Origin of the sequence: Xanthobacter sp. 91, from assembly GCF_000702385.1 — a bacterium.
Classification (GTDB): Bacteria; Pseudomonadota; Alphaproteobacteria; order Rhizobiales; family Xanthobacteraceae; genus Xanthobacter; species Xanthobacter aminoxidans.
In genome coordinates this window covers 445069-471218 of the sequence record NZ_JNIB01000001.1, presented here as the reverse complement: position 1 = coordinate 471218, position 26150 = coordinate 445069, and the positions used below count along the sequence as shown (strand labels likewise).

At 68.2% G+C, this 26150-nt stretch carries 26 protein-coding genes; 12 read left to right on the top strand and 14 right to left on the bottom strand.

Annotated features, from left to right (window positions below; genetic code table 11):
* Window positions 1–32: 32 nt before the first annotated feature.
* The 5 genes from A37E_RS0102420 to A37E_RS0102400 all read left to right on the top strand — a co-directional run bounded on the left by A37E_RS0102420 (window position 33) and on the right by A37E_RS0102400 (window position 4792).
* Entirely contained in the window at window positions 33–803 is a 771-nt protein-coding gene (locus A37E_RS0102420; RefSeq protein WP_024277826.1) for an ABC transporter ATP-binding protein, read from the top strand.
* A gap of 1 nt (window position 804) precedes the next feature.
* Window positions 805–1518 carry an ABC transporter ATP-binding protein gene (locus A37E_RS0102415; protein WP_024277827.1) on the top strand — a complete coding sequence of 238 codons (714 nt, stop codon included), beginning with the start codon at window positions 805–807 and terminating at the stop codon, window positions 1516–1518.
* A 54-nt stretch (window positions 1519–1572) separates the two neighbouring features.
* The gene (locus A37E_RS0102410) at window positions 1573–2781 is read left to right on the top strand and encodes an ABC transporter substrate-binding protein (RefSeq protein ID WP_024277828.1); all 1209 of its coding nucleotides are present in this window, start codon (window positions 1573–1575) and stop codon (window positions 2779–2781) included.
* A 123-nt stretch (window positions 2782–2904) separates the two neighbouring features.
* Window positions 2905–3786 (top strand): branched-chain amino acid ABC transporter permease, encoded by an 882-nt coding sequence (locus tag A37E_RS0102405; RefSeq protein ID WP_029555168.1) that lies wholly within the window; start codon window positions 2905–2907, stop codon window positions 3784–3786.
* Window positions 3787–3796: 10 nt separating this feature from the next.
* On the top strand, window positions 3797–4792 hold the full coding sequence (locus tag A37E_RS0102400; protein WP_029555167.1) for a branched-chain amino acid ABC transporter permease: 996 nt from the start codon (window positions 3797–3799) through the stop codon (window positions 4790–4792).
* Window positions 4793–4886: 94 nt separating this feature from the next.
* On the opposite strand, the gene A37E_RS0102395 is transcribed toward A37E_RS0102400, so the two are convergent.
* The 4 genes from A37E_RS0102395 to A37E_RS0102380 all read right to left on the bottom strand — a co-directional run bounded on the left by A37E_RS0102395 (window position 4887) and on the right by A37E_RS0102380 (window position 8450).
* The gene (locus tag A37E_RS0102395) at window positions 4887–6032 is read right to left on the bottom strand and encodes a benzoate/H(+) symporter BenE family transporter (protein WP_029555166.1); all 1146 of its coding nucleotides are present in this window, start codon (window positions 6030–6032) and stop codon (window positions 4887–4889) included.
* 46 nt (window positions 6033–6078) lie between these two features.
* Entirely contained in the window at window positions 6079–6927 is an 849-nt protein-coding gene (locus A37E_RS0102390) for a penicillin-binding transpeptidase domain-containing protein (RefSeq protein ID WP_081837412.1), read from the bottom strand.
* Window positions 6927–7769, bottom strand: a complete 843-nt coding sequence (gene panB / locus A37E_RS0102385; protein ID WP_024277833.1) for a 3-methyl-2-oxobutanoate hydroxymethyltransferase — start codon at window positions 7767–7769, stop codon at window positions 6927–6929. Before panB ends, A37E_RS0102390 begins: the two co-directional genes overlap by 1 nt.
* A 114-nt stretch (window positions 7770–7883) precedes the next feature.
* Window positions 7884–8450: an NnrU family protein gene (locus A37E_RS0102380; protein ID WP_029555164.1), complete on the bottom strand. Its 567-nt coding sequence runs from the start codon at window positions 8448–8450 to the stop codon at window positions 7884–7886.
* A gap of 188 nt (window positions 8451–8638) precedes the next feature.
* Between A37E_RS0102380 and A37E_RS0102375 the strand changes: the two genes are divergently transcribed.
* Together A37E_RS0102375 and guaB are read left to right on the top strand one after the other, a co-directional pair.
* Window positions 8639–9163, top strand: coding sequence for a L,D-transpeptidase (locus A37E_RS0102375; protein WP_348550872.1), 525 nt, complete (start codon window positions 8639–8641; stop codon window positions 9161–9163).
* Window positions 9164–9381: 218 nt separating this feature from the next.
* Window positions 9382–10908 carry an IMP dehydrogenase gene (gene guaB, locus A37E_RS0102370; RefSeq protein WP_024277836.1) on the top strand — a complete coding sequence of 509 codons (1527 nt, stop codon included), beginning with the start codon at window positions 9382–9384 and terminating at the stop codon, window positions 10906–10908.
* A 28-nt stretch (window positions 10909–10936) separates the two neighbouring features.
* Here the strand turns inward: guaB and A37E_RS0102365 are convergent, their stop codons facing one another.
* The 9 genes from A37E_RS0102365 to A37E_RS26765 all read right to left on the bottom strand — a co-directional run bounded on the left by A37E_RS0102365 (window position 10937) and on the right by A37E_RS26765 (window position 19878).
* Window positions 10937–11395 carry an ion channel gene (locus tag A37E_RS0102365; protein WP_029555161.1) on the bottom strand — a complete coding sequence of 153 codons (459 nt, stop codon included), beginning with the start codon at window positions 11393–11395 and terminating at the stop codon, window positions 10937–10939.
* 80 nt (window positions 11396–11475) lie between these two features.
* Window positions 11476–11775, bottom strand: coding sequence for a hypothetical protein (locus A37E_RS0102360; RefSeq protein ID WP_029555160.1), 300 nt, complete (start codon window positions 11773–11775; stop codon window positions 11476–11478).
* 109 nt (window positions 11776–11884) lie between these two features.
* Window positions 11885–13411 carry an exopolyphosphatase gene (ppx, locus tag A37E_RS0102355; RefSeq protein ID WP_029555159.1) on the bottom strand — a complete coding sequence of 509 codons (1527 nt, stop codon included), beginning with the start codon at window positions 13409–13411 and terminating at the stop codon, window positions 11885–11887.
* A 1-nt stretch (window position 13412) separates the two neighbouring features.
* Entirely contained in the window at window positions 13413–15599 is a 2187-nt protein-coding gene (locus A37E_RS0102350; RefSeq protein ID WP_029555158.1) for an RNA degradosome polyphosphate kinase, read from the bottom strand.
* A gap of 106 nt (window positions 15600–15705) precedes the next feature.
* Window positions 15706–16437 (bottom strand): chromosomal replication initiator protein DnaA, encoded by a 732-nt coding sequence (locus A37E_RS0102345; protein ID WP_038192446.1) that lies wholly within the window; start codon window positions 16435–16437, stop codon window positions 15706–15708.
* A 4-nt stretch (window positions 16438–16441) separates the two neighbouring features.
* A complete protein-coding gene (locus A37E_RS0102340) occupies window positions 16442–17524 on the bottom strand; it encodes an AI-2E family transporter (protein WP_245279249.1) in 1083 nt (360 codons plus the stop codon).
* Between the two features lie 186 nt (window positions 17525–17710).
* Window positions 17711–18241: a CDP-alcohol phosphatidyltransferase family protein gene (locus tag A37E_RS0102335; protein ID WP_029555155.1), complete on the bottom strand. Its 531-nt coding sequence runs from the start codon at window positions 18239–18241 to the stop codon at window positions 17711–17713.
* Between the two features lie 71 nt (window positions 18242–18312).
* Window positions 18313–19602, bottom strand: coding sequence for a UDP-N-acetylglucosamine 1-carboxyvinyltransferase (murA, locus tag A37E_RS0102330; protein ID WP_029555154.1), 1290 nt, complete (start codon window positions 19600–19602; stop codon window positions 18313–18315).
* 69 nt (window positions 19603–19671) lie between these two features.
* Entirely contained in the window at window positions 19672–19878 is a 207-nt protein-coding gene (locus A37E_RS26765; RefSeq protein WP_156026215.1) for a hypothetical protein, read from the bottom strand.
* 300 nt (window positions 19879–20178) lie between these two features.
* On the opposite strand from A37E_RS26765, the gene A37E_RS0102325 reads away from it, so the two are divergent.
* From A37E_RS0102325 to gmk, 5 genes are all read left to right on the top strand, one after another.
* A complete protein-coding gene (locus tag A37E_RS0102325) occupies window positions 20179–20415 on the top strand; it encodes an acyl carrier protein (protein ID WP_012115109.1) in 237 nt (78 codons plus the stop codon).
* 109 nt (window positions 20416–20524) lie between these two features.
* Complete coding sequence (fabF, locus tag A37E_RS0102320) at window positions 20525–21787, top strand: beta-ketoacyl-ACP synthase II (protein WP_029555153.1); 1263 nt, start codon at window positions 20525–20527, stop codon at window positions 21785–21787.
* Between the two features lie 473 nt (window positions 21788–22260).
* A complete protein-coding gene (mltG, locus tag A37E_RS0102315; protein ID WP_245279248.1) occupies window positions 22261–23298 on the top strand; it encodes an endolytic transglycosylase MltG in 1038 nt (345 codons plus the stop codon).
* Window positions 23299–23390: 92 nt separating this feature from the next.
* Entirely contained in the window at window positions 23391–24260 is an 870-nt protein-coding gene (locus A37E_RS0102310; RefSeq protein WP_029555151.1) for a YicC/YloC family endoribonuclease, read from the top strand.
* A gap of 101 nt (window positions 24261–24361) precedes the next feature.
* Window positions 24362–24967, top strand: coding sequence for a guanylate kinase (gene gmk / locus A37E_RS0102305; RefSeq protein WP_051460801.1), 606 nt, complete (start codon window positions 24362–24364; stop codon window positions 24965–24967).
* Window positions 24968–24988: 21 nt separating this feature from the next.
* Here gmk and rnd read toward each other — a convergent pair whose 3' ends face one another.
* The gene (gene rnd, locus A37E_RS0102300) at window positions 24989–26137 is read right to left on the bottom strand and encodes a ribonuclease D (protein WP_029555149.1); all 1149 of its coding nucleotides are present in this window, start codon (window positions 26135–26137) and stop codon (window positions 24989–24991) included.
* Between the last annotated feature and the right edge of the window lie 13 nt (window positions 26138–26150).

Sequence of the window (26150 nt, the reverse complement as noted above, 5' to 3'; positions counted from 1 at the left end):
CGGCCGGGGAACAGCGAGGGCGCCTTACGATCATGGACAGCGTCTCAGACGTGCCCTACATCGTTGAAGCTTCAGGTCTTACGAAGGAATTCAAGGGGTTCGCTGCGGTCAAGAACGTTGACCTCAGGATCCGCCGACACACCATTCACGCCCTGATCGGGCCGAACGGTGCCGGTAAGACCACGTGCTTCAACCTGATTACCAAGTTTCTGGAGCCGACGCGTGGCACCATCAAGTTGAACGGCCGCGATATTACGCGCACGCCGCCAGCGGATGTTGCGCGGATGGGCATGGTCCGTTCGTTCCAGATCTCCGCCACGTTCCCGTACCTCACGGTGCTGGAGAACGTGCGGATCGCGCTGCAGCGGCCCATCGGCAACTCGTTCCACTTCTGGCAGTCGGAGAAGAGCCTCGAAGCGCTCAACGACCGCGCCATGGAACTGATCGCCGACGTGGACCTGACCCAGTACGCGAAGCACCTCGCGGTGGAGCTGCCCTATGGCCGCAAGCGCGCGCTGGAGATCGCCACCACGCTGGCGCTCGAGCCGGAAATGCTGCTGCTGGACGAGCCCACCTCCGGCATGGGCCGCGAGGACATCGCCCGCACGGCGGACCTCATCAAGCGCGTCTCGGACAACCGCACCATCCTCATGGTGGAGCACAACCTTTCGGTCGTGGCCAATCTCTCGGACCGGATCACCGTGCTGGCGCGCGGCGAGATCCTCACCGAAGGCCCCTATGCCGAAGTGTCGAAGAACCCGCAGGTGATCGAGGCCTATATGGGCACCGGTGGAGCGCATTGAGATGGCCGCGAACGGAACGCCCCTCCTCGAGGTGAAGGACCTGCACGGCCACTATGGCGAGAGCCATGTGCTGCACGGCATGACCTTCGACGTCCATCCGGGCGAGGTGGTGACGCTGCTCGGCCGCAACGGCGCCGGCAAGACCACCACCATGCGGGCCATCATGGGCCTGCTGCGCAAGCGCGCCGGTTCCATCCGCTATCAGGGCACTGAAACGGTTGGATTGGCGCCCAACAAGATCGCCCGGCTCGGCATCGCCATCTGTCCGGAAGAGCGGGGCATCTTCTCCTCGCTCTCGGTGCGCGAGAACCTGCTGCTGCCGCCCGTGGTGCTGCCCGGCGGCCTGACCGTGGACGAGGTGCACGAGCTGTTCCCGCGGCTCGAAGAGCGCCGCAACAGCCAGGGCACCAAGCTGTCGGGCGGCGAGCAGCAGATGCTGGCCATCGCCCGCATCCTGCGCACGGGGGCAAAGCTCCTGCTGCTGGACGAGCCCTCCGAGGGCCTTGCGCCGGTGATCGTGCAGCACATCGGCCAGATCATCCGGGACCTCAAGAAGAAGGGGTTCACGGTGCTGCTCGTGGAGCAGAATTTCCACTTCGCCTCCACTGTCGCCGATCGCCACTACGTGGTGGAGCATGGCCGTGTGGTCGACATGGTGGAAAACGACAAGATCGCGGAAAACGCGGCTCGTCTCGAAGCCTTTCTCGGCGTCTGACGCCGGGTTTCCGACAGCGAGAAAATCCGGTTCCAGCCGGAGGGAGGACACATCATGCGTCTTGCAGCCGTATTGCTGGCCGCCGCCAGCGTCGTCGTTGCCGCTGGCGCCGCCAAGGCCCAGGTTCCCGTCAAAATCGGCGTTCTCAATGACCAATCGGGCCTCTACGCCGATCTCGGCGGCCAGGGCTCCGTGTGGGCCGCCAAGAAGGCGGTCGAGGACTTTGGCGCCGCCGCCAAGGGCCTCAAGGTGGACGTGATCTTCGCCGATCACCAGAACAAGGCCGACGTCGGCACCTCCATCGCCCGCCAGTGGTACGACGTGGACGGCGTGGACGTGATCCTGGACGTGCCGAATTCCGGCGTCGCGCTGGCGGTCAGCGGCGTGACCAAGGAAAAGAACAAGGTCTTCATCAATTCCGGCGCGGCCACTTCGGACCTCACCGGCAAGGCCTGCACGCCCAACACCGTGCACTGGACCTACGACACCTGGGCGCTGGCCAACGGCACCGGCAAGGCGATCGTGAAGACCGGCGGCGACACCTGGTTCTTCCTCACCGCCGACTATGCCTTCGGCCATGCGCTCGAGCGCGACACCTCGAAGGTGGTGGCGGAGAATGGCGGCAAGGTGGTCGGCTCCGTGAAGGTGCCGCTCAACAACGCCGACTTCTCCTCCTTCCTGCTGCAGGCGCAGTCGTCCAAGGCCAAGGTCATCGGCCTCGCCAATGCCGGCGGCGACACCATCAACTCCATCAAGCAGTCGGCGGAATACGGCATCGTCGAGGGCGGCCAGAAGCTCGCCGGCCTCCTCATCTTCCTCACCGACGTGCATTCGCTGGGGCTGAAGACCGCCCAGGGCCTGACCCTGACCGAAGCCTGGTACTGGGACCAGACCGACGCCAACCGCAAGTTCGCGGACGCCTTCGCCGCGGCCAACGGCGGCAAGCGTCCGACCATGGTGCAGGCGGGCGTCTATGCCGGCACGCTGCACTATCTGAAGGCGGTCGAGGCCCTGAAGTCTGCCAAGGACGGCGCCGCCGTTGTGGCCAAGATGAAGGAAATCCCCACCGACGACCCGCTGTTCGGCAAGGGCGAGGTGCGTGTCGACGGCCGCACCATTCATCCCATGTATCTCTATGAGGTGAAGAAGCCCTCCGAATCCAAGGGGCCGTGGGACTACTACACCCTGAAGGCGACCATCCCCGCCAACGAGGCGTTCCGTCCGCTCTCCGAGAGCGACTGCCCGCTCGTCAAGAAGGGCTGATCCAGAATCCGGATCGGGCGGGTCCTCAGGGCCCGCCCGATCCTTCTCCTCCGTGTCCGGTACCCCCAGTTCCGGTTGTCGCTTGCGGTTTCCGCCGTTTCCTCCTGACGAGACGGGTCTTCGATGTTCGAGCTCATCGGCATTCCCCCCCAGGCCCTGTTCGGGCAATTGCTCCTGGGTCTAATTAACGGCGCGTTCTACGCCATGCTGAGCCTCGGGCTCGCGGTGATTTTCGGCCTTTTGAACGTCATCAACTTCACCCACGGCGCGCAGTACATGATGGGCGCGTTCGGGGCGTGGATGCTGCTGAACTATGCCGGCATCCCCTTCTGGGGGGCGCTCGTGCTTTCGCCCATCATCGTGGCGATCATCGGCATGGTCATCGAGAGGACGCTGCTCAAACGGCTGTACCATCTCGATCATCTCTACGGCCTGCTGCTGACCTTCGGCCTCGCTCTCATCCTCGAGGGCCTGTTCCGGCGGCAGTACGGCTCCTCGGGCCTGCCGTACAACAATCCGCTGCCGGGTGGCACCAATCTCGGCTTCATGTTCCTGCCCAACTACCGCGCCTTCGTGGTGGTGGCCTCGCTGGTCGTCTGCCTCGCCACCTGGTTCGTGATCGAGCGCACCAAGCTCGGCTCCTACCTGCGCGCCGCCACCGAGCGGCCGGACCTGGTGCAGGCCTTCGGCATCGACGTGCCGCGCATGATCACGCTCACCTACGGCTTCGGCGTGGGCCTTGCGGCGCTCGCCGGCGTGCTCGCCGCCCCGGCCTATCAGGTGAGCCCCACCATGGGCTCGAACCTCATCATCGTGGTGTTCGCGGTGGTGGTGATCGGCGGCATGGGCTCGATCATGGGCGCCATCGTCACCGGCTTCGGCCTCGGCGTCGTGGAGGGCCTGACCAAGGTCTTCTATCCCGAGGCATCGTCCACCGTGATCTTCGTCATCATGGCCATCGTGCTCATGGTGAAGCCCGCCGGCCTGTTCGGCACGGCCAAGTGAGGGCTGCTACATGAGCTCCGCAACCCATCCTGCTTCCGCCCCCGCCCCCGCCACCTCCGGCGCCGGCTCCAACGTCATGCTCCTGTTCGCCGTCGCCGCGGTGGCGGTGCTGCTGGTGGCGCCGTTCGGCGTCTATCCCGTGTTCCTGATGAAGGTGATGTGCTTCGCGCTGTTCGCGTGCGCCTTCAACCTGCTGCTGGGCTACACGGGCCTCCTGTCGTTCGGCCACGCCATGTTCTTCGGCGGGTCGGCCTACATCTGCGCCCACACCACCAAGGTGCTGGGCTTCACCCCCGAGCTTGCCATTCTCTCCGGTGTCGCCTTCTCGGTGGTGCTGGGCTTCCTCGCGGGGCTGCTGTCCATCCGCCGGCAGGGCATCTACTTCGCCATGGTCACGCTGGCTCTGGCGCAGATGTTCTTCTTCTTCTGCCTGCAGGCGAAGTTCACCGGCGGCGAGGATGGCCTTCAGGCAGTGCCGCGCCGGCCGCTGTTCGGCGTCATCGACATCAGCCAGGACATCCACCTCTACTACTTCGTGCTGGCGATCTTCCTGTTCGGCTTCTTCGTCATCTACCGCACCATCCATTCGCCCTTCGGGCAGGTGCTGAAGGCGATCCGCGAGAACGAGCCGCGCGCCATCTCGCTCGGCTACCGGGCCAACCAGTACAAGCTACTCGCCTTCGTGCTCTCGGCGGCGCTGGCGGGACTCGCCGGCTCCACCAAGGTGCTGGTGTTCCAGCTCGCCTCCCTCACCGACGTCGCCTGGCAGATGTCGGGCGAGGTGGTGCTGATGACGCTGGTGGGCGGCATGGGCACCGTGCTCGGCCCGGTGGTGGGCGCGGCGGTGATCGTGACCATGCAGAACTATCTCGCCGGTCTCGGCGAGTGGGTGCTGGTGATCCAGGGCGTCATCTTCGTGCTCGCCGTCTCGCTGTTCCGCCGCGGCTTCGTTGGCGAGGTCATCGCGATCTGGCAGCAGATGAAGGCCCGCAAGGCCAACAACTAGGCCGTCAGTCGCCGGCCCTGGGGCCGGCCCGACATCCTCCCACCCCGCGGGCGCCCGTCGCTCGCGGGGTTTTTCATTTCAGGGCGCGTTCCCGTCAGCGGCGGCGAACGGTATCCATGGCGAACACGGCGAGGCCGGCGGCCAGTCCCCACACCGGGGCGCCGAGGCCGAGGGCACTGATTCCCGACGCCGTGGTGGCGAAGGTCACGATGGCGGCGGTGCGGTCCTTGTCCACGTTGAGCGCCGCGGTGAGCGAACCCGTGAGGGGGGCGATCAGCGCCAGCCCCGCGATGGTCGCGACCAGCGCCGGCGGCAACGCCGCGAACACCGCGACGAGGGAGGCCCCCGCCGCGGCCAGCAGCAGATAGAACAGGGCATAGACCGGCCCCGCCTTCCATCGCGCCCGCGGGTCCGGGTCGCAGTCCGGCCCCGTGCACAAGGCGGCGGTGATGGCGGCAAGATTCGAGGCATGGGCGCCGAACGGCGCGGTGAGCACCGAAGCAATGCCGGTGGTGGCGAGGATGGAGCGCACGGGCGGCACGTAGCCGCTGGCGGTGAGCACGGCGAAGCCGGGCAGGTTCTGCGACGCCATGGTCACGAGGAACAGCGGCAATGCGATGCTGAGGAGCACGCCGCCGTCGAATTCCGGCGTCACCCACACCAGCGCCGACAGCTCCGGCGCGGGCATCGGTCCCACCACGCCCAGCCCGAGGGCCGCGCCGATGCCGGCGACGAGCGCCGCCGGCACGGACCAGCTCGGCGCCAGCCGGCGGGTCAGGAAGAAGGCGGCCACGACAGGCAGCACCAGCAGCGGGCTCTTCACCGCGTGTTCGGCCAGCACGGTGACGAAGCGCACCAGCACGCCCGCCAGCATCGCTGCCGCCACCGCCACGGGAATGCGGGCCACCAGCGTGCCGAGCGGCTTCACCGCGGCGCAAGCCACCATGAGGAGCCCGGCCACCAGGAACGCGCCCACCGCCCGTTCCATGCCGATCCCCGCCCCGAATGCGGCCAGCAGGGCCGCGCCCGGGGTGGACCAGGCGGTGATGATGGGCAGGCGGTGGCGGATGGAGAGGATTGCGCTCGATCCCGCGATCGCGAGGCAGAGCGCCGCCACCCAGGACGACGCCTGCGCCGGGCTCGCGCCCACTGCCGCGGCGGCGGAGAGAATGAGGGCGAGGGTTCCGCCGAAGCCCACGAGGGCGGCGACGAAAGCCGACACGATGGCGGAGACCGGCACGCTCAACTCCTCGCGGATATCTATCGGAAGGCCTCCGCCGGCAGGCTCAGGGGGCCTGAGCCGACAGGACCGGGACGAGCGCCGCCAGCATCTGCCGCCGTGCCACCAGTCCGAGGGATTCGGGGGAGGCCATGTCGAGGGAGGTGTAGCGCACGAACACGGCGGTGTGGCCGTCCTTCCTCGCGAAGCCCACGAACCAGCCGAACGGGCGCGACCGGTCGATGCGTCCGTCCGGGAAGCGCCCGAAGCCGGAGCCGGTCTTGCCGAAGGTGAGCCAGCCGGCGGGCTGCTCATCGATGGCCATGATGCGGATGGTCTCTTCGACGGCGTCGGCCGAAACCGGCAGCTGGCCCTTCAGCATGCGGCGCAGGAAGTCGATCTGCTCGCGCGGGGAGATGACGAGGGAGGAGGAGATCCAGTAGCGCTTGCCGGGCTCCGCCTCGCCCTTCACCCCGCCCATGTTCTCGTTGCCGTAGGTGAAGACCTTGAGATAGTGGGCCATCCGCTCGTGGCCGAGCTCGGCGGCCAGCACCTCGGAATACCAGACCACCGAGTTCTTCATCCAGGAGCGGGGTGTCTGCGGCCCGCGCGTGACCTCCCGTTCGAGGTCCGCGCCGGGCGGGGGCTCGTAGACCGGCTTGCTGTCGCTCTTGAGGATGCCGGCGTCGTAGCCCATCAGCGCCAGAACCACCTTGAAGGTGGAGTTGGGTGGATGCCGCGCGGCGCACAGCCCCTGCTTCGCCAGCACCCGGCCGCTGTCGAGATCGGTGACGAGCAGGCAGTCCTCGGCCGCGGTCGCCGGGCGCATCCCGAGGAGCGCCGGAGCCAGAACGAGGGACAGGGTGAGGGCGAGGCGGGCGAGGGGCGTTGCCGCCCCGGAGCGCATCCGCCCCATCAGGAGGCCTTGGCCGGCTTGTCCACCAGGCGGGGCGCGTAGGTGTGCTCCTTGGCCGGGAAGGTGCGGGCGCGCACTTCCTCGGCATAGGTCGCCACCGCCGTCTCGATGGCCGGGCCGAGGTTCGCGTACTTCTTCACGAACTTCGGCACCCGGTCGCCGAGGCCCAGCATGTCCTCAAGCACCAGGATCTGCCCGTCGCAGGCCGGCGAGCCGCCGATGCCGATGGTGGGGCAGGGGACTTCCTCGGTGATGCGGCGGGCGAGCGGCTCGGCGATGGCCTCCAGCACGATGGAGAAGGCACCGGCCTCGGCGATGGCGCGGGCGTCGTCGAGGATGATGGAGGCCTCGGCATCGTCGCGGCCGCGCGCCTTGAACGAGCCGAGTGTGTTGATGGCCTGCGGGGTGAGGCCCACATGGCCCATCACCGGCACGCCGCGATCCACCAGGAAGCGCACGGTCTCGGCCATGCGGCGCCCGCCTTCGAGCTTCACCGCGCCTGCGCCGGTCTCCTTGAGCACGCGGGCGGCGGTGTGGAAGGCTTCGGTGGGGCTCGCCTCGTAGCTGCCGAAGGGCAGGTCCACCACGATGAGCGCGCGCTGCGTGCCGCGCACCACCGCGCGGCCGTGGACGATCATCATCTCCACGGTGACGGGGACGGTGGTCTCCAGCCCGTGCATCACCATGCCGAGGCTGTCGCCGACGAGGATCAGGTCCACGTGGCGGTCGAGCAGGCGCGCCGTGTGCGCGTGGTAGGAGGTGAGCGACACGATGGGCTCTCCCCCCTTGCGGGCCTGGATCTCGGGCGCGGTGACGCGGCGGGCGTCGGCCTGAATGGACATGGCGTTCCTCTTGGCTTGGCCGCCGTCTTGGCTGCGGCCGGGGTCGTTCGCGGCTCCGGCGGGAGCCGTCCTCACCTGTGCGTTGTTCTTGTTCCCCTGCGGCGTTGGCCGCTTCTACATCACCGGCACGCCGACGACGTAGGGATGGAATAGGTAGGCGAGGGCGAGATAGAGCACCAGCCCCCCGCCCACCACCAGCGCGTCGCCGGCCCAGTTCTTCGGCGCCACCGGCACGGGCAGGTCGCGCCGCTTCAGCGAGATGCGGTCGAACACCGCCCAGGCCAGCACCGCGCCGAACAGCACGATGGAGGCGATGTCGCCATTGGCGAGCAGATGCGCCACCGCCCACGTCTTCACGCCCACCAGCATGGGGTGCTTGAGCCAGGCCCTCACATGGCTCGGCACATAGGCGGCGACGATGGAAATGGCGGCGAACAGCATCAGGAGCAGCGTGAGGTGCCGCATCCCCACCGGCGGGTTCCACACCTGCATGGGGCCGGACGCGCGCCACAGCGCATAGCCATAGGCCGTGAGCAGGAGGCCGGACGCTGCCAGCAGGGAATAGAAGCCCTTGTAGGGGCCCTCCCCCAATTGGGCGATGAGGCCGGCGCGCAGACCCCGGACAGTCGTCACCAGATGGATGCCGAGGAAGACCACGAGGCCGAGCAGCATCATCACCATGGGGCAGGTCTCCTTCAGGCGCGGACCCGAAACATCCGCCGCCGACGGGCGGACCTTAGTGGGGCTGGAGCCGGATGGAAACGGGGCACCGACGCCCGGCCGCCGGCATCGGCCAGATGTCCCTGCGGCAGCAACACCTTGCGCGCGGTTGCAAGCGTGGCACTATGGCTGACGGGAGGGTAACGGGCATGAGTCTACCGTTGGTTGTGCGGCCGCGTACCGGCCGGGCCGAGGCAAGGCGTCTGCCCGCGATGCGCCCGTCGCCGGCTTCCAGCAGATGGCTGGCGTCGCTTTTCCTCGCGGTCTCGCTCATATGGGTGCTGGCCTGTGCCGCGCCGGCCTCCGCCGGCACCGCGGCCGTGGTGGCGCGGATCGACCTGTCGCGGCAGACCATGACCGTGAGCGTGAACGGCATGCTGCAATATTCCTGGCCGGTCTCCACCGCGCGCCGCGGCTATGTCACGCCCACCGGCGCCTACCGGCCCCAGCGCATGTACCGCAGCTATTTCTCGCGCAAATATTACAACTCGCCCATGCCCTACTCCATCTTCTTCAACGGGGGCTATGCCATCCACGGCAGCTATGAGGTCAGCCGCCTCGGCGCGCCGGCCTCGCACGGCTGCGTGCGGCTGCACCCGTCGAATGCCGCGACGCTCTATTCGCTGGTGCAGACCTACGGGGCGGGAAACACGCTGATTCTCGTCACCCGCTAAGACGCCGCTTTTCCGGCTCCTCGTCCGGCGCATGCGTGCCCTGCGGCGAATCCCTCGCAACAGGTCTTCTATTCGTCGCGCACCCATGGTATCGGCCACTGCCAACTCGTAGCGAGGTTCTTAAGCCCCTCGGCCAGCCCACGGCCGGGTCCAGGCTCAGTCTCTCGTTCCGGCCCCGATCCAGCGGTCGCGTTCCGCGCCGCCACCAGGAGTTGGCCATGACGACCCCCAATGGGACCGCGCATTCGTCCGCAATCGACAGCCGCTCGCGCTTCCGCGAGGCGCTGACGTTCGACGATGTGCTGCTGACGCCCGGCGCCTCCGAGGTGATGCCCGGTCAGGTGGAGATCACCACCCAGCTCACCAAGACCATCAGCCTCAACATGCCGATCATTTCCGCGGCCATGGACACGGTGACCGAATCGCGGCTCGCCATCGCCATGGCGCAGGCTGGCGGTATCGGCGTCATCCACCGCAATCTCTCGCCCGAGATGCAGGCCGAGCATGTGCGGCAGGTGAAGAAGTACGAATCGGGCATGGTGGTGAACCCCGTCACCATCCACCCCGACCAGACGCTCTCCGACGCGCTCGACCTGATGAAGCGCTATTCCATCTCCGGCATTCCGGTGGTGGAGCGGGGCACCGGCGGCATCGCCGGCCGTCTCGTCGGCATTCTGACCAACCGTGACGTGCGCTTCGCCCGCGATCCCGCCCAGCGCGTCGCCGAGCTGATGACCAAGGATCGGCTGGTCACCGTCCGCGAGGGGCAGGTGAACCAGGACGAGGCCAAGCGCCTGCTGCACCAGTACCGCATCGAGAAGCTGCTGGTGGTGGACGCGGACGACCGCTGCGTCGGCCTCATCACGGTGAAGGACATCGAGAAGGCGGTCGCTTACCCCAGCGCCGCCAAGGACGAGCAGGGCCGCCTGCGCGTCGCCGCCGCCACCACGGTGGGCGAGGACGGCTTCGAGCGCACCGAGCGCCTGATCGACGCCGGGGTGGACCTCGTGGTGGTGGACACCGCCCACGGCCATTCGCGCAAGGTGCTGGATCAGGTTTCCCGCATCAAGAAGCTCTCCAACCGCACCCAGATCCTCGCCGGCAACATCGCCACCTCGGACGGCGCCAAGGCGCTGATCGATGCGGGCGCGGATGCGGTGAAGGTGGGCATCGGCCCCGGCTCCATCTGCACCACCCGCATCGTCGCCGGCGTCGGCGTGCCCCAGCTCACCGCCGTGATGGACGCGGTGGAGGCGGCCCTCGCCACCGGAACGCCTGTCGTGGCGGACGGTGGCATCAAGTTCTCGGGCGATCTCGCCAAGGCGCTGGCGGCCGGTGCGTCCGCCGCCATGGTGGGCTCGCTGCTGGCCGGCACCGATGAGAGCCCCGGCGAGGTGTTCCTGTTCCAGGGTCGCTCGTACAAGTCGTACCGCGGCATGGGCTCGGTGGGCGCCATGGCCCGCGGCTCGGCCGACCGCTACTTCCAGGCCGAGGTGCGCGACACCCTGAAGCTGGTGCCGGAAGGTATCGAGGGCCAGGTGGCCTACAAGGGCCCGGTGGGTGCCGTGCTCCACCAGCTCGCCGGCGGCCTTCGGGCGGCCATGGGCTATGTGGGCGGCAGCAACCTGAAGGAGTTCCGCGAGCGCGCCCGCTTCGTGCGCATCTCCTCGGCCGGCCTGCGCGAGAGCCACGTGCACGACGTGACGATCACCCGCGAGAGCCCGAACTACCCGACCAGCGTCTGAAGCGGCCTGGGACTCGCACCGGCGCGGCTCAGCCCGTGCCGGTGTTGCCCCCGCGCATGCGGACCACGAATTCCACCAGGAAGGCCGTGGACCACGCCACCATCATCGGACCGATGAGCGATTCGAAACCGGCCACGGCCCTGAACGCCTTGGCGATGGTCACGCCGTCAGGGCCGAGCGTGGTGTAGGTGGACAGGGAATAATAGATGGCATCCCGCGGGTCGCCGATTGCGTCGAGCAGCACATAGGCGGCGGCCCAGATGCAGACTTCGGCGAGATGCACGAGGCTGAGGCTGAGTACCGTCGCGCTGATGATCGCGGCCTCGACGAAGACGTGGTCGACGTAGACCTTCCCTCTGATGCGGTGCGTGAGGCGCCGACGGATGACCGTCAGCGTGATCGCATGGGTGACAACCGTCAGCATCGCCAGCACGACGCAGGTTGCGACCACCGCCAGAACCGCGCCCGAACCGATCGCCCCGTGCATGTCCCAAGCCCGCTCCCGCTTCAAAGGGAGCAGACCATATCACCAGTCAGCCGGCTGAACTCCCCCGCAATGGCGAGTGATCAGACGTTGCGGCGAGGGTCCTTGGGCGGGGTCACGTCGATCATGCCACTCTCGTCCGGCGTCCCGTAGGTGCGCGTCTCGCGCAGGTCGATGACCCGGAAGGAGAAGCCGCCGTCGCGCTTCATGCCGGGTGCGCGCCCAGTGACGAGGGCATAGACGCCGCCGCCAATGACCAGGGCGGTGATGACGATGCCTGCCACCAGGATTAGGCCGCCCACGAGCGTGAAGAGGGCGAGGCCGACGAGACCCGCCACTACAAGGCCGGCGATGCCGCCGAAGATGTTCACGAGCTGTTTCATGACTGAAAGACTGCCGGCCAATTCAGGCAGAAATCCGTGCGGCGAAGCGGGGACACGGGCAACCTTTTCGTGACCGGGCAGGGGGGCGGGGCCGGGTGGGGACGGCGGATCAGTCCGCCGCGCCCTCCTCATACTGCTCCAGCGCCGGCTCGCGGCCGATGAGGCGGGCGAGCTGGCGCAGGCGGTTCTGCACCCGCTCGTTGATGAGCGGCACCAGCTGTTTCGGCACGCTCAGGGCCAGTTGGTCGCCGCGCACCTTCAGCGGCATGCGGGGCAGGATGCCGGGCATGGCGGCGGACAGCACATAGGCCACCCGCATGGCCGCGCCGAGGATGCGGGCGCGGTCCAGCATTCCGGTGGTGACAAGCTCCAGGATGCGGGTGTCGCTTTCGTCAGCCCCGAGGCCCACGTGGCGGAAATAGACCGACAGCGCCACATAGGCCCGGCCCGGATGATCGATGCCGGCGAAGGCGGCATGGGCGATCATGTTGAGGCTCTGCTCGCCGCGATAGTCGGGATGGGCGCGCCAGCCCACATCCGCCAGCAGGCAGGCGGCGCGGCGCAGCCGGCGCTCCTCCTCCGCTTCTTCCAGCACGGGCGCCGAAGCGAAGAAGCCGTCGGTCCAGGCCACCAGCTCCTCGCCGTGCAGCGGCGAGCGGGAGCGCAGGACGTTCATCTCCGCGGCGGCGATGAGCAGCGGGTCGCCGGCGCGCTCGGCTTCCGGCAGCAGCGAATAGAGCAGGCCCTCGCGCACGCCGAGCGCCGAGATCACCACCTCGGACGGACGGCCCTGCCGCACGATGTTCTCCAGCACCAGCGCGCCATAGGCCAAAAGCGGGCGGCGCGCGTCGGAGATCACGTCGATATGGGCCAGCGCCTCGGTATCGGCGCGATGGACGATGCGAGTGAAGTCCAGCGCCTCGCGGGCCGGTATCACGTAGCCGTGCATCACATGCAGCGGATAGCCCTTGGTGAACATGTGCAGGCGCGCCAGCGCCCGCCAGGTGCCGCCCACCGCATAGAAGGTACGGCCGGCGAGGCCTTCCAGAACCTGCGCCTCGGGGATGGTGTCGCGGACGATCTTCTCCGCCTTGCGTGTCGAGCGCGAGGAGCGGTCCTGCAAGGCGAGGCCGCCCAGAGGCAGGGTCACGCCCGTGCCGACGCTGCCGGCCTTCACGTCCACCAACTCCAGCGAGCCGCCGCCCAGGTCGCCGACGATGCCGTCCGGCGCATGGACGCCGGCGACGATGCCATAGGCCGCAAGTTCCGCCTCGCGCTTGCCGGTGAGCAGCTCGATGCGGGTGCCGCAGATGGCCTCGCACTCGGCGATGAAGGCGGGACCGTTCTGTGCGTCGCGCGCGGCGGCGGTGGCGAGGGCATGGACCTCGCCCACCTGCATCGCGTCGCAAAGCGCACGAAACCGCTTCAGCGCAGCGAAGGCGCGATCGACCGCATCCTGCGGGAGCCGGCCAGTGGAGAGGACCTCCCGGCCGAGCCCGCACAGGGCTTTCTCGTTGAAGACCGGCGTCAGGGCACGGTTGAGCCCCTCGTACACCACGAGGCGCACCGAGTTGGAGCCGATGTCGATGACGGCAACCGGCGCCCCCTGGGACAGCCGGCCGGGGGCATGCGTCAACTCAGCGCCCGCCTCCGCGGCGGACGAAGAGGCTGCGCGGCGAAGAATCCTTGAGAGACTTTCCACGTCCGGACAAGCTCGGATTTGTCATGAAATACTGATGGGCGTTGAACGGCTCCTCGCCCGGCGCCGGGACTATGCGTTCCGACGAGCCATCCGGCAAGACGCGCCAGCTCTGCTGGTTGTCGATAAGGTTCGCAACCATGATCTGGTCGAGCACCTGCTCGTGCACGGTCGGGTTGGTGATGGGGCACAGGGTCTCGACGCGGCGGTCGAGGTTGCGCGGCATCAGGTCCGCCGAGGAGATGTAGACGATGGCGTTCGGGCTCGGCAGGCCGTGGCCGCCGCCGAAGCAGTAGATGCGCGAGTGCTCCAGGAAGCGCCCGACGATGGATTTCACCCGGATGTTCTCGGAAAGCCCGGGGATGCCGGGCCGAAGGCAGCAGATGCCGCGGATGACGCAATCCACCTGAACGCCGGCGGCGCTGGCGGCATAGAGCGCGTCGATGATCTCGGGGTCCACCAGCGAATTGCACTTCAGCCAGATGGCCGCCGGACGGCCCGCCCGGGCAAATTCGATCTCGTCCGCGATGTGCTTCATCAGCCGCGGCTTGAGGAAGGAGGGCGACACGGCCATGGCGTCGAGTTCACCCGGCGTCGCATAGCCGGTGATGAAGTTGAAGATGCGCGCCACGTCCTGGGCGATTACCGGGTCGGCGGTGAAGAAGGAGAGATCGGTATAGATACGCGCGGTAATGGGGTGGTAGTTGCCGGTGCCCACATGCACGTAGGTGGCGAGCTGGGAGCCTTCCCGGCGCACCGCCATGGAGAGCTTGCCGTGGGTCTTCAGCTCGATGAAGCCGAACACCACCTGCACGCCGGCGCGCTCCAGGTCGCGGGCCCAGCGGATGTTGGCTTCCTCGTCGAAGCGCGCCTTCAGCTCCACCAGCGCGGTCACCGACTTGCCGGCCTCGGCCGCCTCGGCCAGCGCCTTCACGATGGGGCTGTCGGAGGAGGTGCGGTAGAGGGTCTGCTTGATGGCGACGACGTTGGGGTCGCGGGCGGCCTGACGCAGAAACTGAACCACCACGTCAAAGGATTCATAAGGGTGGTGAACCAGAATGTCTTTCTCGCGAATAGCGAGAAAGCAGTCTCCGCCGTGGTCGCGGATACGCTCGGGAAATCGGGCGTTGTAGGCCTGGAATTTCAGGTCCGGCCGGTCCACCGAGACGAGCTGTGAAAACTCGTTCAGCGCCTGCACGCCGTCCACCACGAAAATCTCGTCGTCGTTCACGCCGAGTTCGCGGGCGACGAAATTGCGCAGCTCCTCCGGCATGGCGGCGTCGGCCTCCATGCGGATCACCTCGCCGTAGCGGCGCTGCTTGAGGGCGGTTTCGAACAGGCGGACGAGGTCTTCGGCCTCTTCCTCGATTTCGAGGTCGCTGTCGCGGATGACCCGGAACACGCCTTGTCCCTTCACCGCATAGCCGGGGAAGAGGCGCGCGATGAACAGGCCGATCATCTGCTCGAGCGTCATGAAGCGCAGCGTGCCGGTACCCTGATCCGGCAGGCGGATGAAGCGGTCGACCTTGGCGGGGATGCGGATGAGCGCGTTCATGCCCCGCCCGTCCGACTGGCGCACCAGCTGGAGGGCCAGCGAGAAGCCCAGATTGGGAATGAACGGGAAGGGGTGGGCCGGATCGATGGCGAGCGGGGTCAGGACCGGGAAGACGTGGTTGAGGAAGTGCCGCTCCAGCACCTCCATGTCCTCGGGCGTCCCATCCCCGCCATCCACCAGCACGATGCCGGCGGCGGCAAGGTCGCGCCTCAGCTCGCGCCAGCGCGCCTGCTGGTCGGAGATCAGCTGTGCGGCGGCGGCGAGGATGGTGGTGAGCTGCTCGGAAGGGGTGAGGCCATCCGGGCTCTGGGTCTGCACGCCCTCGCGCACCTGCTCCTTCAGGCCGGCGACGCGGACCATGAAGAATTCATCGAGGTTGTTGGCGGAGATGGAGAGGAAGCGCAACTGCTCCAGCAGGGGATGATTGCGGTTCTCCGCTTCCTCCAGCACGCGGCGGTTGAAGCCGAGCCAGGAAATCTCGCGATTGATGAACCGCTGCGGCGACTGCGCGAGCGGGCTTTCCACTTCGGAGACGATTTCGGTGTCGGAGAGAGCCACAGCCTCGTTCATGCCCATTCGCTCCCGTCGCTCCCTCATGCCTCATTGGCGGAAACCGGCCGGACCATGGCCGGCTTGCATGACCACTCTATGACATTGCGCCGGCCTTGCGCGTTCCTCAATCGTCCGCGTCCGGATCGGTCCCGGCGGAGGCCTCGTCCGCCAGATCGCCGGCCGCCAGCACCTGGGCTGCCAGCGCGCGGGTCACCGGCCGCCGGGCGGCCAGCGCGGCCTGATCGAGCGCCTCGACGATGCGTTGGGCCCCCGCCACCGAGCGCGGGATGCGCAGCAACAGATATTGCACGGTCGCCTCGTCCACCGCGAGCTGGCGGTCGGTGAACAGCTTCACCAGCACGGCCGCCAGCAGGGAATCGTCCGCCGGGGCGATCTCGAACACCGGGATGGCGCGCAGCCGGGAGGCGAGGTCGGCTGTGGCGAGGGGGAAGCCGGAGGGCGGCGTACGCGCCGTCATCAGGAGATAGGCCTGCTGCTCGCGGGCGAGATTGAGCAGGTGGAACAGGGCCGGCTCGCTGAAGGTCGCCGGGTCGAGGTCCTCCAGGACGAGCGCGTCGCGGGCAAGGGCCGCCGGCACCGCCTCGCGCACGAGGTCGCGGGCGGCCATCGTCAGGGCGCCCGACCGCTCGGCGAAGATGGCGGCGAGGTGGCTCTTGCCCGCGCCTTCCGGGCCGACGAGGCAGGCGACACGCGACGGCCAGTCGGGAAAGGCGTCGATCAAGGCGAGCGCCGCCGCGTTGCCGGGCGCGGCGAGGAAGTCGTCGCGGCGCAGCGCCGGCTGGTTCGGCAGGTCGAGGGCAAGCTGGCGCGGCGGTTCTGCCGGGGGGCGGGGCATCGGGTCAGCGGGTCTCTGCCGGAGGATCATCGTCCGCCGCGCCCTGGTAGAGCGAGGATTGCATGTAGCGGGCGATGGCGAAGTGCACCAGAACGCCCGCCACCGCCGTCAGCGGCACAGCCAGCAGCAGGCCGACGAAGCCGAACAGGTAGCCGAAGGCGAACAGGGCGAACATCAGCCACACCGGATGCACGCCGATGCTGTCGCCCACCAGTTTCGGAGAGAGCACATAGCCCTCGATGGTCTGGCCGGCGACGAAGATGGCGAGCACGGTGCCGATCATGCTCCAGTCCGGGAAGAACTGGACGATGGCGACGCCCATGGCCAGCACGAAGCCGGTCAGCGAGCCGACATAGGGGATGAAGGTGATGACCCCGGACACGATGCCGATCAGCAGGCCGAAGTTCAGCCCCACCATGGAGAGGGAGACGGCATAGAATCCGCCGAGCAGCAGGCAGACCATAGCCTGGCCGCGCACGAAGCCGGCCACCGCGCTGTCCATGGCTAGGGCGAGGCTCCGCACCACCGGGCGGTGCGGCACGGGCACCAGCCGATCCACCAGCCCGACCATCTCGTTCCAGTCGCATAAGATGTAGAACACAACCACCGGCGTCACCACCAGCAGCGCGAACAGCGAGATCAGCGCCTGCCCGCCGGACCAGACCGACGAGAGCAGGCTCAGCACATGGCTGACCCCCTGGGTCATCAGGTCGGAGATGGAGCGCTGCATATCCGGCAGCCGGTCGCCGACGATGCCGCTCAGCCATTCCCGGTTCTCTTCGGTCAGAAGGCCCTGCAGGCGCGTCACGTAGGACGGCAGGCGCTGGATGAATTCGAACAGCTGGGACGACAGGATGGGCAGCGCCAGCAGGAAGAACAGCATCACCAGCAGCAGCATGATCCCCACCACCACGAGGGCGGAGAGGGCGCGGGCGACGCCGATGCGCTCGAGGCGCGCGACCACCGGATTGAGGAAGTAGGCGAGCACGATGCCCGCCACGAACGGCAGGAGGATGCCGGAAAGCAGCCACAGGACGAAGGCGGTGAGCAGCAGTGCGCCCACCCAGAAGCGGGCCTGGATGCGCACGGAGGTCCCCTCCATCCCGGAATGGATCGGCACGGGCATGCGCGGAAGCCGGGCAAACGCGGCACCGCGACGCGCCGGCGACGTGGGGTCGCTGCGGAGTTCCGGCATGCGGGTGCGGTCGCCGTCCATCACCTTGCGCCTTTCAACCGGCCGCCCGAAGGGGCGCCGATCCTGAACCGTTGCCCCTCAGCTTGCCATATGGCGCGTCCATGCGGCGAGATAGGCAGCGGCGGAAAGGCCCGTCAAGAGGCCGACAAGCACGAGCCCCAGATCGTACAGGCCGGGCACCGTCACCCCGAAGCCGGCGCTCGCCAGCACGAGGGCGGCGAAGCTGATCTGCGCCGCCGTGTTCACCTTGGAAATGAGAAGCGGGCTGATCGTCACCGGCTTGGCCATCACCAGCGACAGCACCACGGCACCGATGATCATGACATCCCGCGACACCACGGCGATGGCGACCCAGCGGGGGATGAGGCCAACCACCGCCAGCGTCACGTAGATGGAGATGAGCAGCGCCTTGTCCGCCACCGGGTCCAGATAGGAGCCGAGCTCCGTCTGCATCTGGAAACGCTTGGCGATGAAGCCGTCGAGCGCATCCGAGATGCCGGCGGCGAGGAACAGCCAGAAGGCAAGGAGCGGCTCGCCGGAGGCGATGGCCCACACCACGGCCGGCACCAGGAAGATGCGCAGCAAGGTGATGATGTTGGGGATGCTCAAGGCTCTTCCGCCACCCTGATAGCGTTGAAAGGCCGGTCGAATGAGAGGGGGCGCGGTGCTCCGCGCCGTCCTCAGCCGCTGATGCGCTCGATTTCCGCGCCGCAGCGCGACAGCTTCTCTTCCAGTTTCTCGAAGCCGCGGTCGAGGTGGTAGACGCGCTGCACCATGGTCTCGCCCTCGGCGGCGAGGCCGGCGATGACCAGGGACACCGAGGCGCGCAGGTCCGTGGCCATCACCGGGGCGCCGGTCAGGCGCTCGACACCCTCCACCACGGCAGTGTCGCCGTCGAGCTGAATGCGGGCGCCGAGACGGGCCAGCTCCTGCACGTGCATGAAGCGGTTCTCGAAAATGGTCTCGGTGATGCGCGAGCGGCCCTTGGCCTTGGTCATCAGGGCCATGAGCTGGGCCTGGAGGTCGGTCGGGAAGCCGGGGTAGGGGGCGGTGGAGACCTCCACCGGCAGGATTCCGGCGCCGTTGCGACGCACGCGGATGCCCTCGTTGGTCGCGTCGATCTCCGCGCCGGCGTGGCGCAGGGTCTCAAGCGCGTCCTCCAGCAGGTCCGGGCGGGCACCGGCCAGCATCACGTCGCCACCGGTCATGGCGGTGGCCATGGCATAGGTGCCGGTCTCGATGCGATCGGGCAGCACCGCATGGCGGGCGGCCTTGAGGCGCGGCACGCCCTCGATGCGGATGGTGGAGGTGCCGGCCCCCTCGATGCGCGCGCCCATCTTGATGAGGCAGTCGGCAACATCGACGATCTCGGGTTCGCGCGCGGCGTTCTCGATCACGCTCTCGCCGCGGGCCAGGGCGGCAGCCATCAGCGCGGTATGGGTCGCACCCACCGACACCTTCGGGAAGACGATGCGGGCGCCGGTGAGCCCGCGCGGCGCCTTGGCCAGCACATAGCCGGCGTCGATCTCGATGTCGGCACCGAGGGCACGCAGGGCGTCGAGGTGGAAATCCACCGGCCGCGTGCCGATGGCGCAGCCGCCGGGCAGGGAGACCTTGGCGACGCCCATGCGGGCGAGGAGCGGCCCCACCACCCAGAACGAAGCGCGCATCTTCGACACCAGCTCGTAGGGAGCAATGGTGTCCACGATGACGCGGGCGTCGATCTCCAGCGTCTGGCCGGCATAGGGGGCGTCCCCGTTGCGCTTGCCGTTGGTGGTGATATCCACGCCGTGATTGCCGAGGATGCGCTGCAGCAGCGCCACATCCGCGAGCCGCGGGACGTTCTCGAGAATCAGCTTCTCCTCGGTCAGGAGGCTGGCAATCATCAGCGGCAGGGCTGCGTTCTTCGCGCCCGAGATGGGGATGGTGCCCTTCAGCTCGTTGCCGCCGACGATGCGAATCTTGTCCATGCCGTCCTGTCCTTGCCTTGCGGGCGGCGCCCCCCTGAGCCGGCCGTAAGCGGATGTAAGAGAGAAGCTCTAGCCCGCCTCGCCGTCCGGCACAATCGCGGGCTTCCCCTCGGACGGGGCGCTGCTACCACCCGTTGCGGGATTTCCACCGGAAGCCTCGGGCGAGGCATTTTCCTCCTGCGGCGCGCGCCGGGCGCGGGCCTGCGCCTTGCGGCGCTGGAGATTGGCGCGCAATGCAGCGGCGAGCCGGTCCGATCGATCCGTGTCAAAAGCCATGATGTTCCCCTTTCGTCCCAATAGAGGGGCGGGCGAACCGGCGCAAGGGCACCCTTTCTCCTTACCTTTGCGTGCATTGCTGGCCTTGCCGCAGGGAGTGTGCTAACGAGCCCAATTGCTGGGCCGGGGGCACGCGGGCGTTCAGGCGCTCCACCATCCGCGCGCGGCGCGAGGACGGGCCGACGCGATCTCGTCTCCTTCGCGACGGAGGGGGGCTGGGCACGGCGGAAAAAAGGCATTATGCCCTCCTCCAGCCGCCGAACGGCAACGGGATTATCCGAACAACCGAGGGTTCGATCTATGAGTGACATCGCCGAGCGGGTGAAGAAGATTGTCGCGGAGCATCTGGGGGTTGAACCCGAGAAGGTCACGGAGAGCGCCTCCTTCATCGACGATCTCGGCGCGGACAGCCTCGACACCGTGGAACTCGTGATGGCCTTCGAGGAGGCCTTCAACTGCGAGATCCCGGACGATGCCGCCGAGACCATCCTGACTGTGGGCGACGCGATCAAGTTCCTGGAAAAGAACGCGGCTTGATCCATTCGCGTGTCCATCTGGCGGTCGCGTGGCGCTCGGCGCCCGCGGCCGTTGTTGCACCGGGCCGCGCGCCAGGCGCGCTGTTCGCCCGCCTCCCGGAGTTTTTCCCATGAGACGTGTTGTCGTCACCGGCCTCGGCATGGTGACGCCGCTCGCCTGCGGCGTCGAGCCGACCTGGCGGCGGCTTCTTGCCGGCGAAAGCGGTGTCAAGACGATCAGCCACTTCGAGGTCTCCGACCTCGCGTGCAAGATCGCAGCGAACATCCCGCGCGGCGACGGGTCCGACGGCACCTACAATCCCGACCAGTGGATGGAGCCGAAGGAACAGCGCAAGGTCGATGAATTCATCGTCTTTGCCATGGCTGCGGCCACCCAGGCCCTGGACGACGCCGGCTGGCATCCCACGTCCTACGAGGACCAGATCACCTCGGGCGTGCTGATCGGCTCCGGCATCGGCGGCATCGAGGGCATCGCGGATGCCTCCCTGCTGCTGAAGGATCGCGGCCCGCGCCGCATCTCTCCCTTCTTCATTCCCGGCCGGCTCATCAACCTTGCCGGCGGCTACGTCTCCATCGCCCACGGCCTCAAGGGGCCGAACCACGCGGTGGTCACGGCCTGCTCCACCGGCGCCCATGCCATCGGCGACGCCGGACGCCTGATCGCCCTCGGCGATGCGGATGTGATGGTGGCGGGCGGGACCGAATCGCCGATCAACCGGCTCGCCATCGCCGGCTTCGCCGCGTGCAAGGCGCTCTGCACCGCCTTCAACGAGGATCCGACCCACGCCTCGCGCCCCTACGACAAGGACCGCGACGGTTTCGTCATGGGCGAGGGCGCCGGTGTCGTGGTGCTGGAAGAGCTGGAGCACGCCAAGGCCCGCGGCGCCAAGATCTACGCCGAGCTGGTCGGCTACGGCCTGTCGGGCGACGCGTTCCACATCACCGCCCCGTCCATGGACGGCGACGGCGCCTATCGCTGCATGTCGGCGGCGCTGAAGCGCGCGGGGATGACGGCGGACGATGTCGACTACATCAACGCCCACGGCACCTCCACCATGGCCGACGAGATCGAGCTCAAGGCGGTGGAGCGGCTGCTCGGCAACGCGGCGGCCAAGACCGCCATGTCGTCGACCAAGTCGTCCATCGGCCATCTGCTCGGGGCCGCGGGGTCGGTGGAAGCGATCTTCTCCATCCTCGCCATCCGCGACCAGATCGCCCCGGCGACGCTGAATCTCGACAATCCGTCGGTGGAGACGCCGATCGATCTCGTGCCGCTGACGCCCAAGCCGCGCAAGATCGATGCCGTTCTCTCCAATTCCTTCGGCTTCGGCGGTACCAACGCGTCGCTCGTCTTCCGCCGCTACGCCGCCTGATGCGGCCCGACGGCCGGGCTCGCGCCCGGCCGCCCGACGCTGGGACAGCCTGCCCCCGTCACGCCCGAATGTCCCTTTAGCAAGCCGCCAAAAGGTGGCTGACTGCCCCGCCGGCACGGCGGGAGCCTTCGCCGACGACAAGGGAGCCCGGGATGGCCCAGTCCAACGACGGATCATCGACGCGCGAGGAGCCGGCGGAGGCCGGGGGCACGGCAGCCCCGACGCCGGCATCTTCCGAGCCTGCCGCTGCGCAATCTCACGTCGGCGCCGGTGAGGAATCGCCGCTTCTGCTCAAGGGGCAGATCCGTCCGCCCGCGCCCCCGAGCGCTGCCGGCGTGTCCGCTCCGCAGCGCCCGCCCGCCGCTCCTCCGATGCCGACCGGTCCTGCCCGCAGTTCGAAGCCGGGCAAGGCGCCGCCGCGCCGGCCTCCGCCCAAACCGCCGAGGCCGTCGCGCAGCGCGCGGCATCCGGCCGTGACCATCGGCAGCGGCATCTTCACCTTCCTGCTGTTCGTCTTCGTCGCGGTGGGGCTCGCCGGCTGGTATGGCCAGCGCGCCTTCACCGAGCCGGGCCCGCTGACCACCGAGAAGGTAGTGAACATTCCGCGCGGCGCCGGCGTGCGCGACATGGCCGAAATTCTGGAACGCGAGGGCGTAATCCAGAGCTGGGTGCTGTTCGTTGCCGGGCAGAAGCTCGCCCGACCCGATGCCTCGCTGAAGGCGGGCGAATACGTGTTCAAGCCGGGCCAGTCGGTGGCGAGCATCATCGACACCATCGCCTCCGGCAAGGTGGTGCTCCACCAGGTGACCATCCCCGAGGGGCTGACCAGCCAGCAGGTGGTCAAGCGGCTGATGGACAATGACCTGCTCACCGGCACACCCGCCGTGCCGCAGGAAGGCACGCTCCTGCCCGAGACCTACCGCATCCATCGCGGCATGACCCGGGATGCGGTGCTGCAGGAGATGGCGGACGCGCAGAAGAAGCTGCTCGCGACCATCTGGGCCAAGCGCGCGCCGGACGTGCCGCTCAAGAGCCCGCAGGAACTCGTCACCCTCGCCTCCATCGTGGAGAAGGAGACCGGCAAGGACGACGAGCGGCCCAAGGTCGCCGCGGTGTTCGTCAACCGCCTGACGAAGAAGATGCGGCTTCAGTCCGACCCGACCATCATCTACGGCATCGTCGGCGGCAGGGGCTCGCTCGGTCGCCCGATCTCGCGCACCGACATCGCCACGGCCACCGCCTATAACACCTATGCCATCGACGGCCTGCCGCCCGGCCCCATTTGCAATCCGGGCAAGGACGCGCTGATGGCGGGGGCCAACCCGCCGAAGACGAAAGATCTGTTCTTCGTCGCCGACGGCACCGGCGGACACGCCTTCGCTGAGACCTTGGCGGACCACAACAAGAACGTCGCCCGCTGGCGGGCGATCGAGCAGGGCGCAGCCCCGGCGCAGGGCGGACAGCCGCCTGCCGCGCCGGCCGCCACACCTCCGGCCGCTCCCGGCCGCTGAAAGACACGGAGACGGCAATGGCCGCGGGACCGATCATCAAGCGCGCAGCCGTCTCGGCCGGAAAGGTTGAGCCGAGGACGCCGCTTGCCAGCATGACCGGCTTCGCCCGCGTCTCCGGCTCGCACGGGCCGTGGCGCTTCGGCTGGGAGGTGCGCTCGGTGAACGGCAAGGGCCTCGACCTGCGCCTGCGCCTGCCGCCCGGCTTCGAGTCGCTGGAATCGGACGTGCGCAGCCGCACCGGGCAGGTGCTTTCGCGCGGCTCCGTCGCCGCCAACCTTACCGCGACCCGCGAGGGCGAGGCCTCCACCGTCCGCGTCAACCAGGGGGCGCTTGAGGCGCTCTACCGCGCCATGGCCGAAAGCGCGCGCCGCCTCGGCGCCGCCGCGCCGACCCTTGATTCGCTCCTCGCCGTGAAGGGCATGGTGGAGATCACCGAGGCCGAGGACAGCGAGGAGGAGCGCCGCGCCCTTATGGCCGCGGTGCTGGACGCCTTCGACCGGGCGCTGGCCGAACTCGGCACCATGCGCGAGCGGGAAGGCAGCGCCCTCAATTCCATCCTGACCGAGCGGCTCGATACCATCACCGGCCTCGTCTCCCGCGCCGAGCGCCTGCCCGAGCGTTCGGTCGAGGCGGTGAAGGCGCGCATCGCCGATCATGTCCGGGTGCTGATGGAGGCCGCCTCCCTCGATCCCGAGCGGCTCCACCAGGAGGCCATTCTCGCCGTCACCAAGGCCGACGTCCGCGAGGAACTCGACCGCCTCGTCGCCCACATCGCCGCAGCGCGCGACCTGATGGCCGCCGGCGGGCCGGTGGGGCGGCGGCTGGATTTCCTCGCCCAGGAGTTCAACCGCGAGGCGAACACACTGTGCTCGAAGTCCAATTCCGTGGCGCTCACGCAGATCGGGCTTGACCTCAAGCTGCTCGTGGACCAGTTCCGCGAGCAGATCCAGAACCTAGAGTGAAGTCCGCCGCGATGCCCAATTCCGCCTCATCTTCCGTGTCGTCGCACTTCGCGCTGCCGGGCTGGAAGCCGGGCGCCGGGGTGCTCGCCCGCCGCGGACTGATGCTGGTGCTCTCTTCGCCGTCGGGCGCGGGCAAGACCACCCTGTCCCGTCTGCTGCTGAAGAGCGACGACCGCATCACCATGTCGGTCTCGGTGACGACCCGCGCACCGCGGCCGGGCGAGGAGCACGGCAAGGATTATTTCTTCGTCGATCGCGACACCTTCCACCGCATGCGTGACGAAGGCGAACTGCTGGAGCACGCCACGGTGTTCGAGAACCTGTACGGCACCCCGCGCGGGGCCGTGGAGCAGGCGCTCTCCGCCGGGCGGGATGTGCTGTTCGACATCGACTGGCAGGGTACCCAGCAATTGGGCGAGAGCGCGCAGCAGGATCTGGTGAAGGTCTTCATCCTGCCGCCGTCCGCCGCCGACCTCGAGCAGCGGCTGAGGTCGCGGGCGCAGGATTCGGAGGAGGTCGTGCACCAGCGCATGGCCAAGGCCTCGGACGAGATCAGCCACTACACCGAATACGACTACATCATCATCAATCACGACGTGGAAGACAGCCTCGCCAAGCTCACCGCCATCCTCCAGGCGGAGCGGCTGAAGCGGCGGCGGCTCACCGGGCTTTCCAGCTTCGTGAAGGGACTGCGCGACCACCTCTGAGGCGCGCCGATCGGGTAGCGGCTATTTCTGCACCGCCACCACCTTGCCCTTGTCCACAGCGAGGGCGAGCTGCCCGGCCTTGAGTGCGAGGGCGTGCACGCCGAACAACTCCCGCCGCCAGCCCTTAAGCGCCGGCACGTCGGCCTCGTCGCTCACCGCGATACGCTCCAGATCCTCGGTCGTCGCGATCACCTTGGCGGCGACGGCGTTCTGCTCCGCCGTCATGCGCAGCAGCACCTTCAGCAACTCCACCGTGGCGCTGGCGCCGTTGGGCAGGGGTTTGTCCCGCTCGATGCGCGGCAGGGTCTTTGGATCGCGCGCGACACCGCGCTTCACCGCCTCCAGCACCGCCTCGCCATAACGCGAGCGCTCGAAGCCCTTGGGTAGGGAGCGCAGCTCCGCGAGGCGCTCCGGGGTCTGCGGCTGCTGCACGGCGATCTCGCCGATCACTTCGTCCTTGATGACGCGGCCGCGCGGCAGATCGCGGGTCTGGGCCTCGCGCTCGCGCCAGGCGGCGACTTCCACCAGCACCGCCAGCTCGCGCGGCTTGCGCACGCGGGATTTGAGCCGTTCCCACGCCTGTTCGGGATGCTGCTCATAGGTGGCGGGGGAGGTGAGGACGTGCATCTCCTCGCCTACCCACTCGCCGCGGCCGCGGGCGTCCAGATCCGCCGTGAGCTTGATGTAGATGTCCCGCAGATGGGTGACATCGGCGATGGCGTAGGTGATCTGCGCCTGGCTCAGCGGCCGGCGCGACCAGTCGGTGAAGCGGGAGGACTTGTCGAGGCTGTGGCCGACGGTGCGCTGGACCAACTGGTCATAGGAGATGCTGTCTCCGTATCCCAGCACCATGGCCGCCACCTGGGTGTCGAACACCGGGTGGGGAATCAGCCGTGCCTGATGCCAGATGATCTCGATGTCCTGCCGCCCGGCATGGAACACCTTCATCACCCGCTCATTGCCCATAAGCCGGTAGAAGGGGGCGAGATCCAGCCCCTCCGAGAGCGCATCGATGAGGATGGCCTCGTCGGGGGATGCAACCTGCACCACGCACAACTTCGGCCAGAAGGTGCTTTCCCGCAGGAATTCGGTGTCGACGGTGACGAAGGGGTGTCGCGCAAGACGCTCGCAGGCAGCTGCCAGCGCCTCGGTCGAGGTGATGGGGTCCATTCACCAAACATAC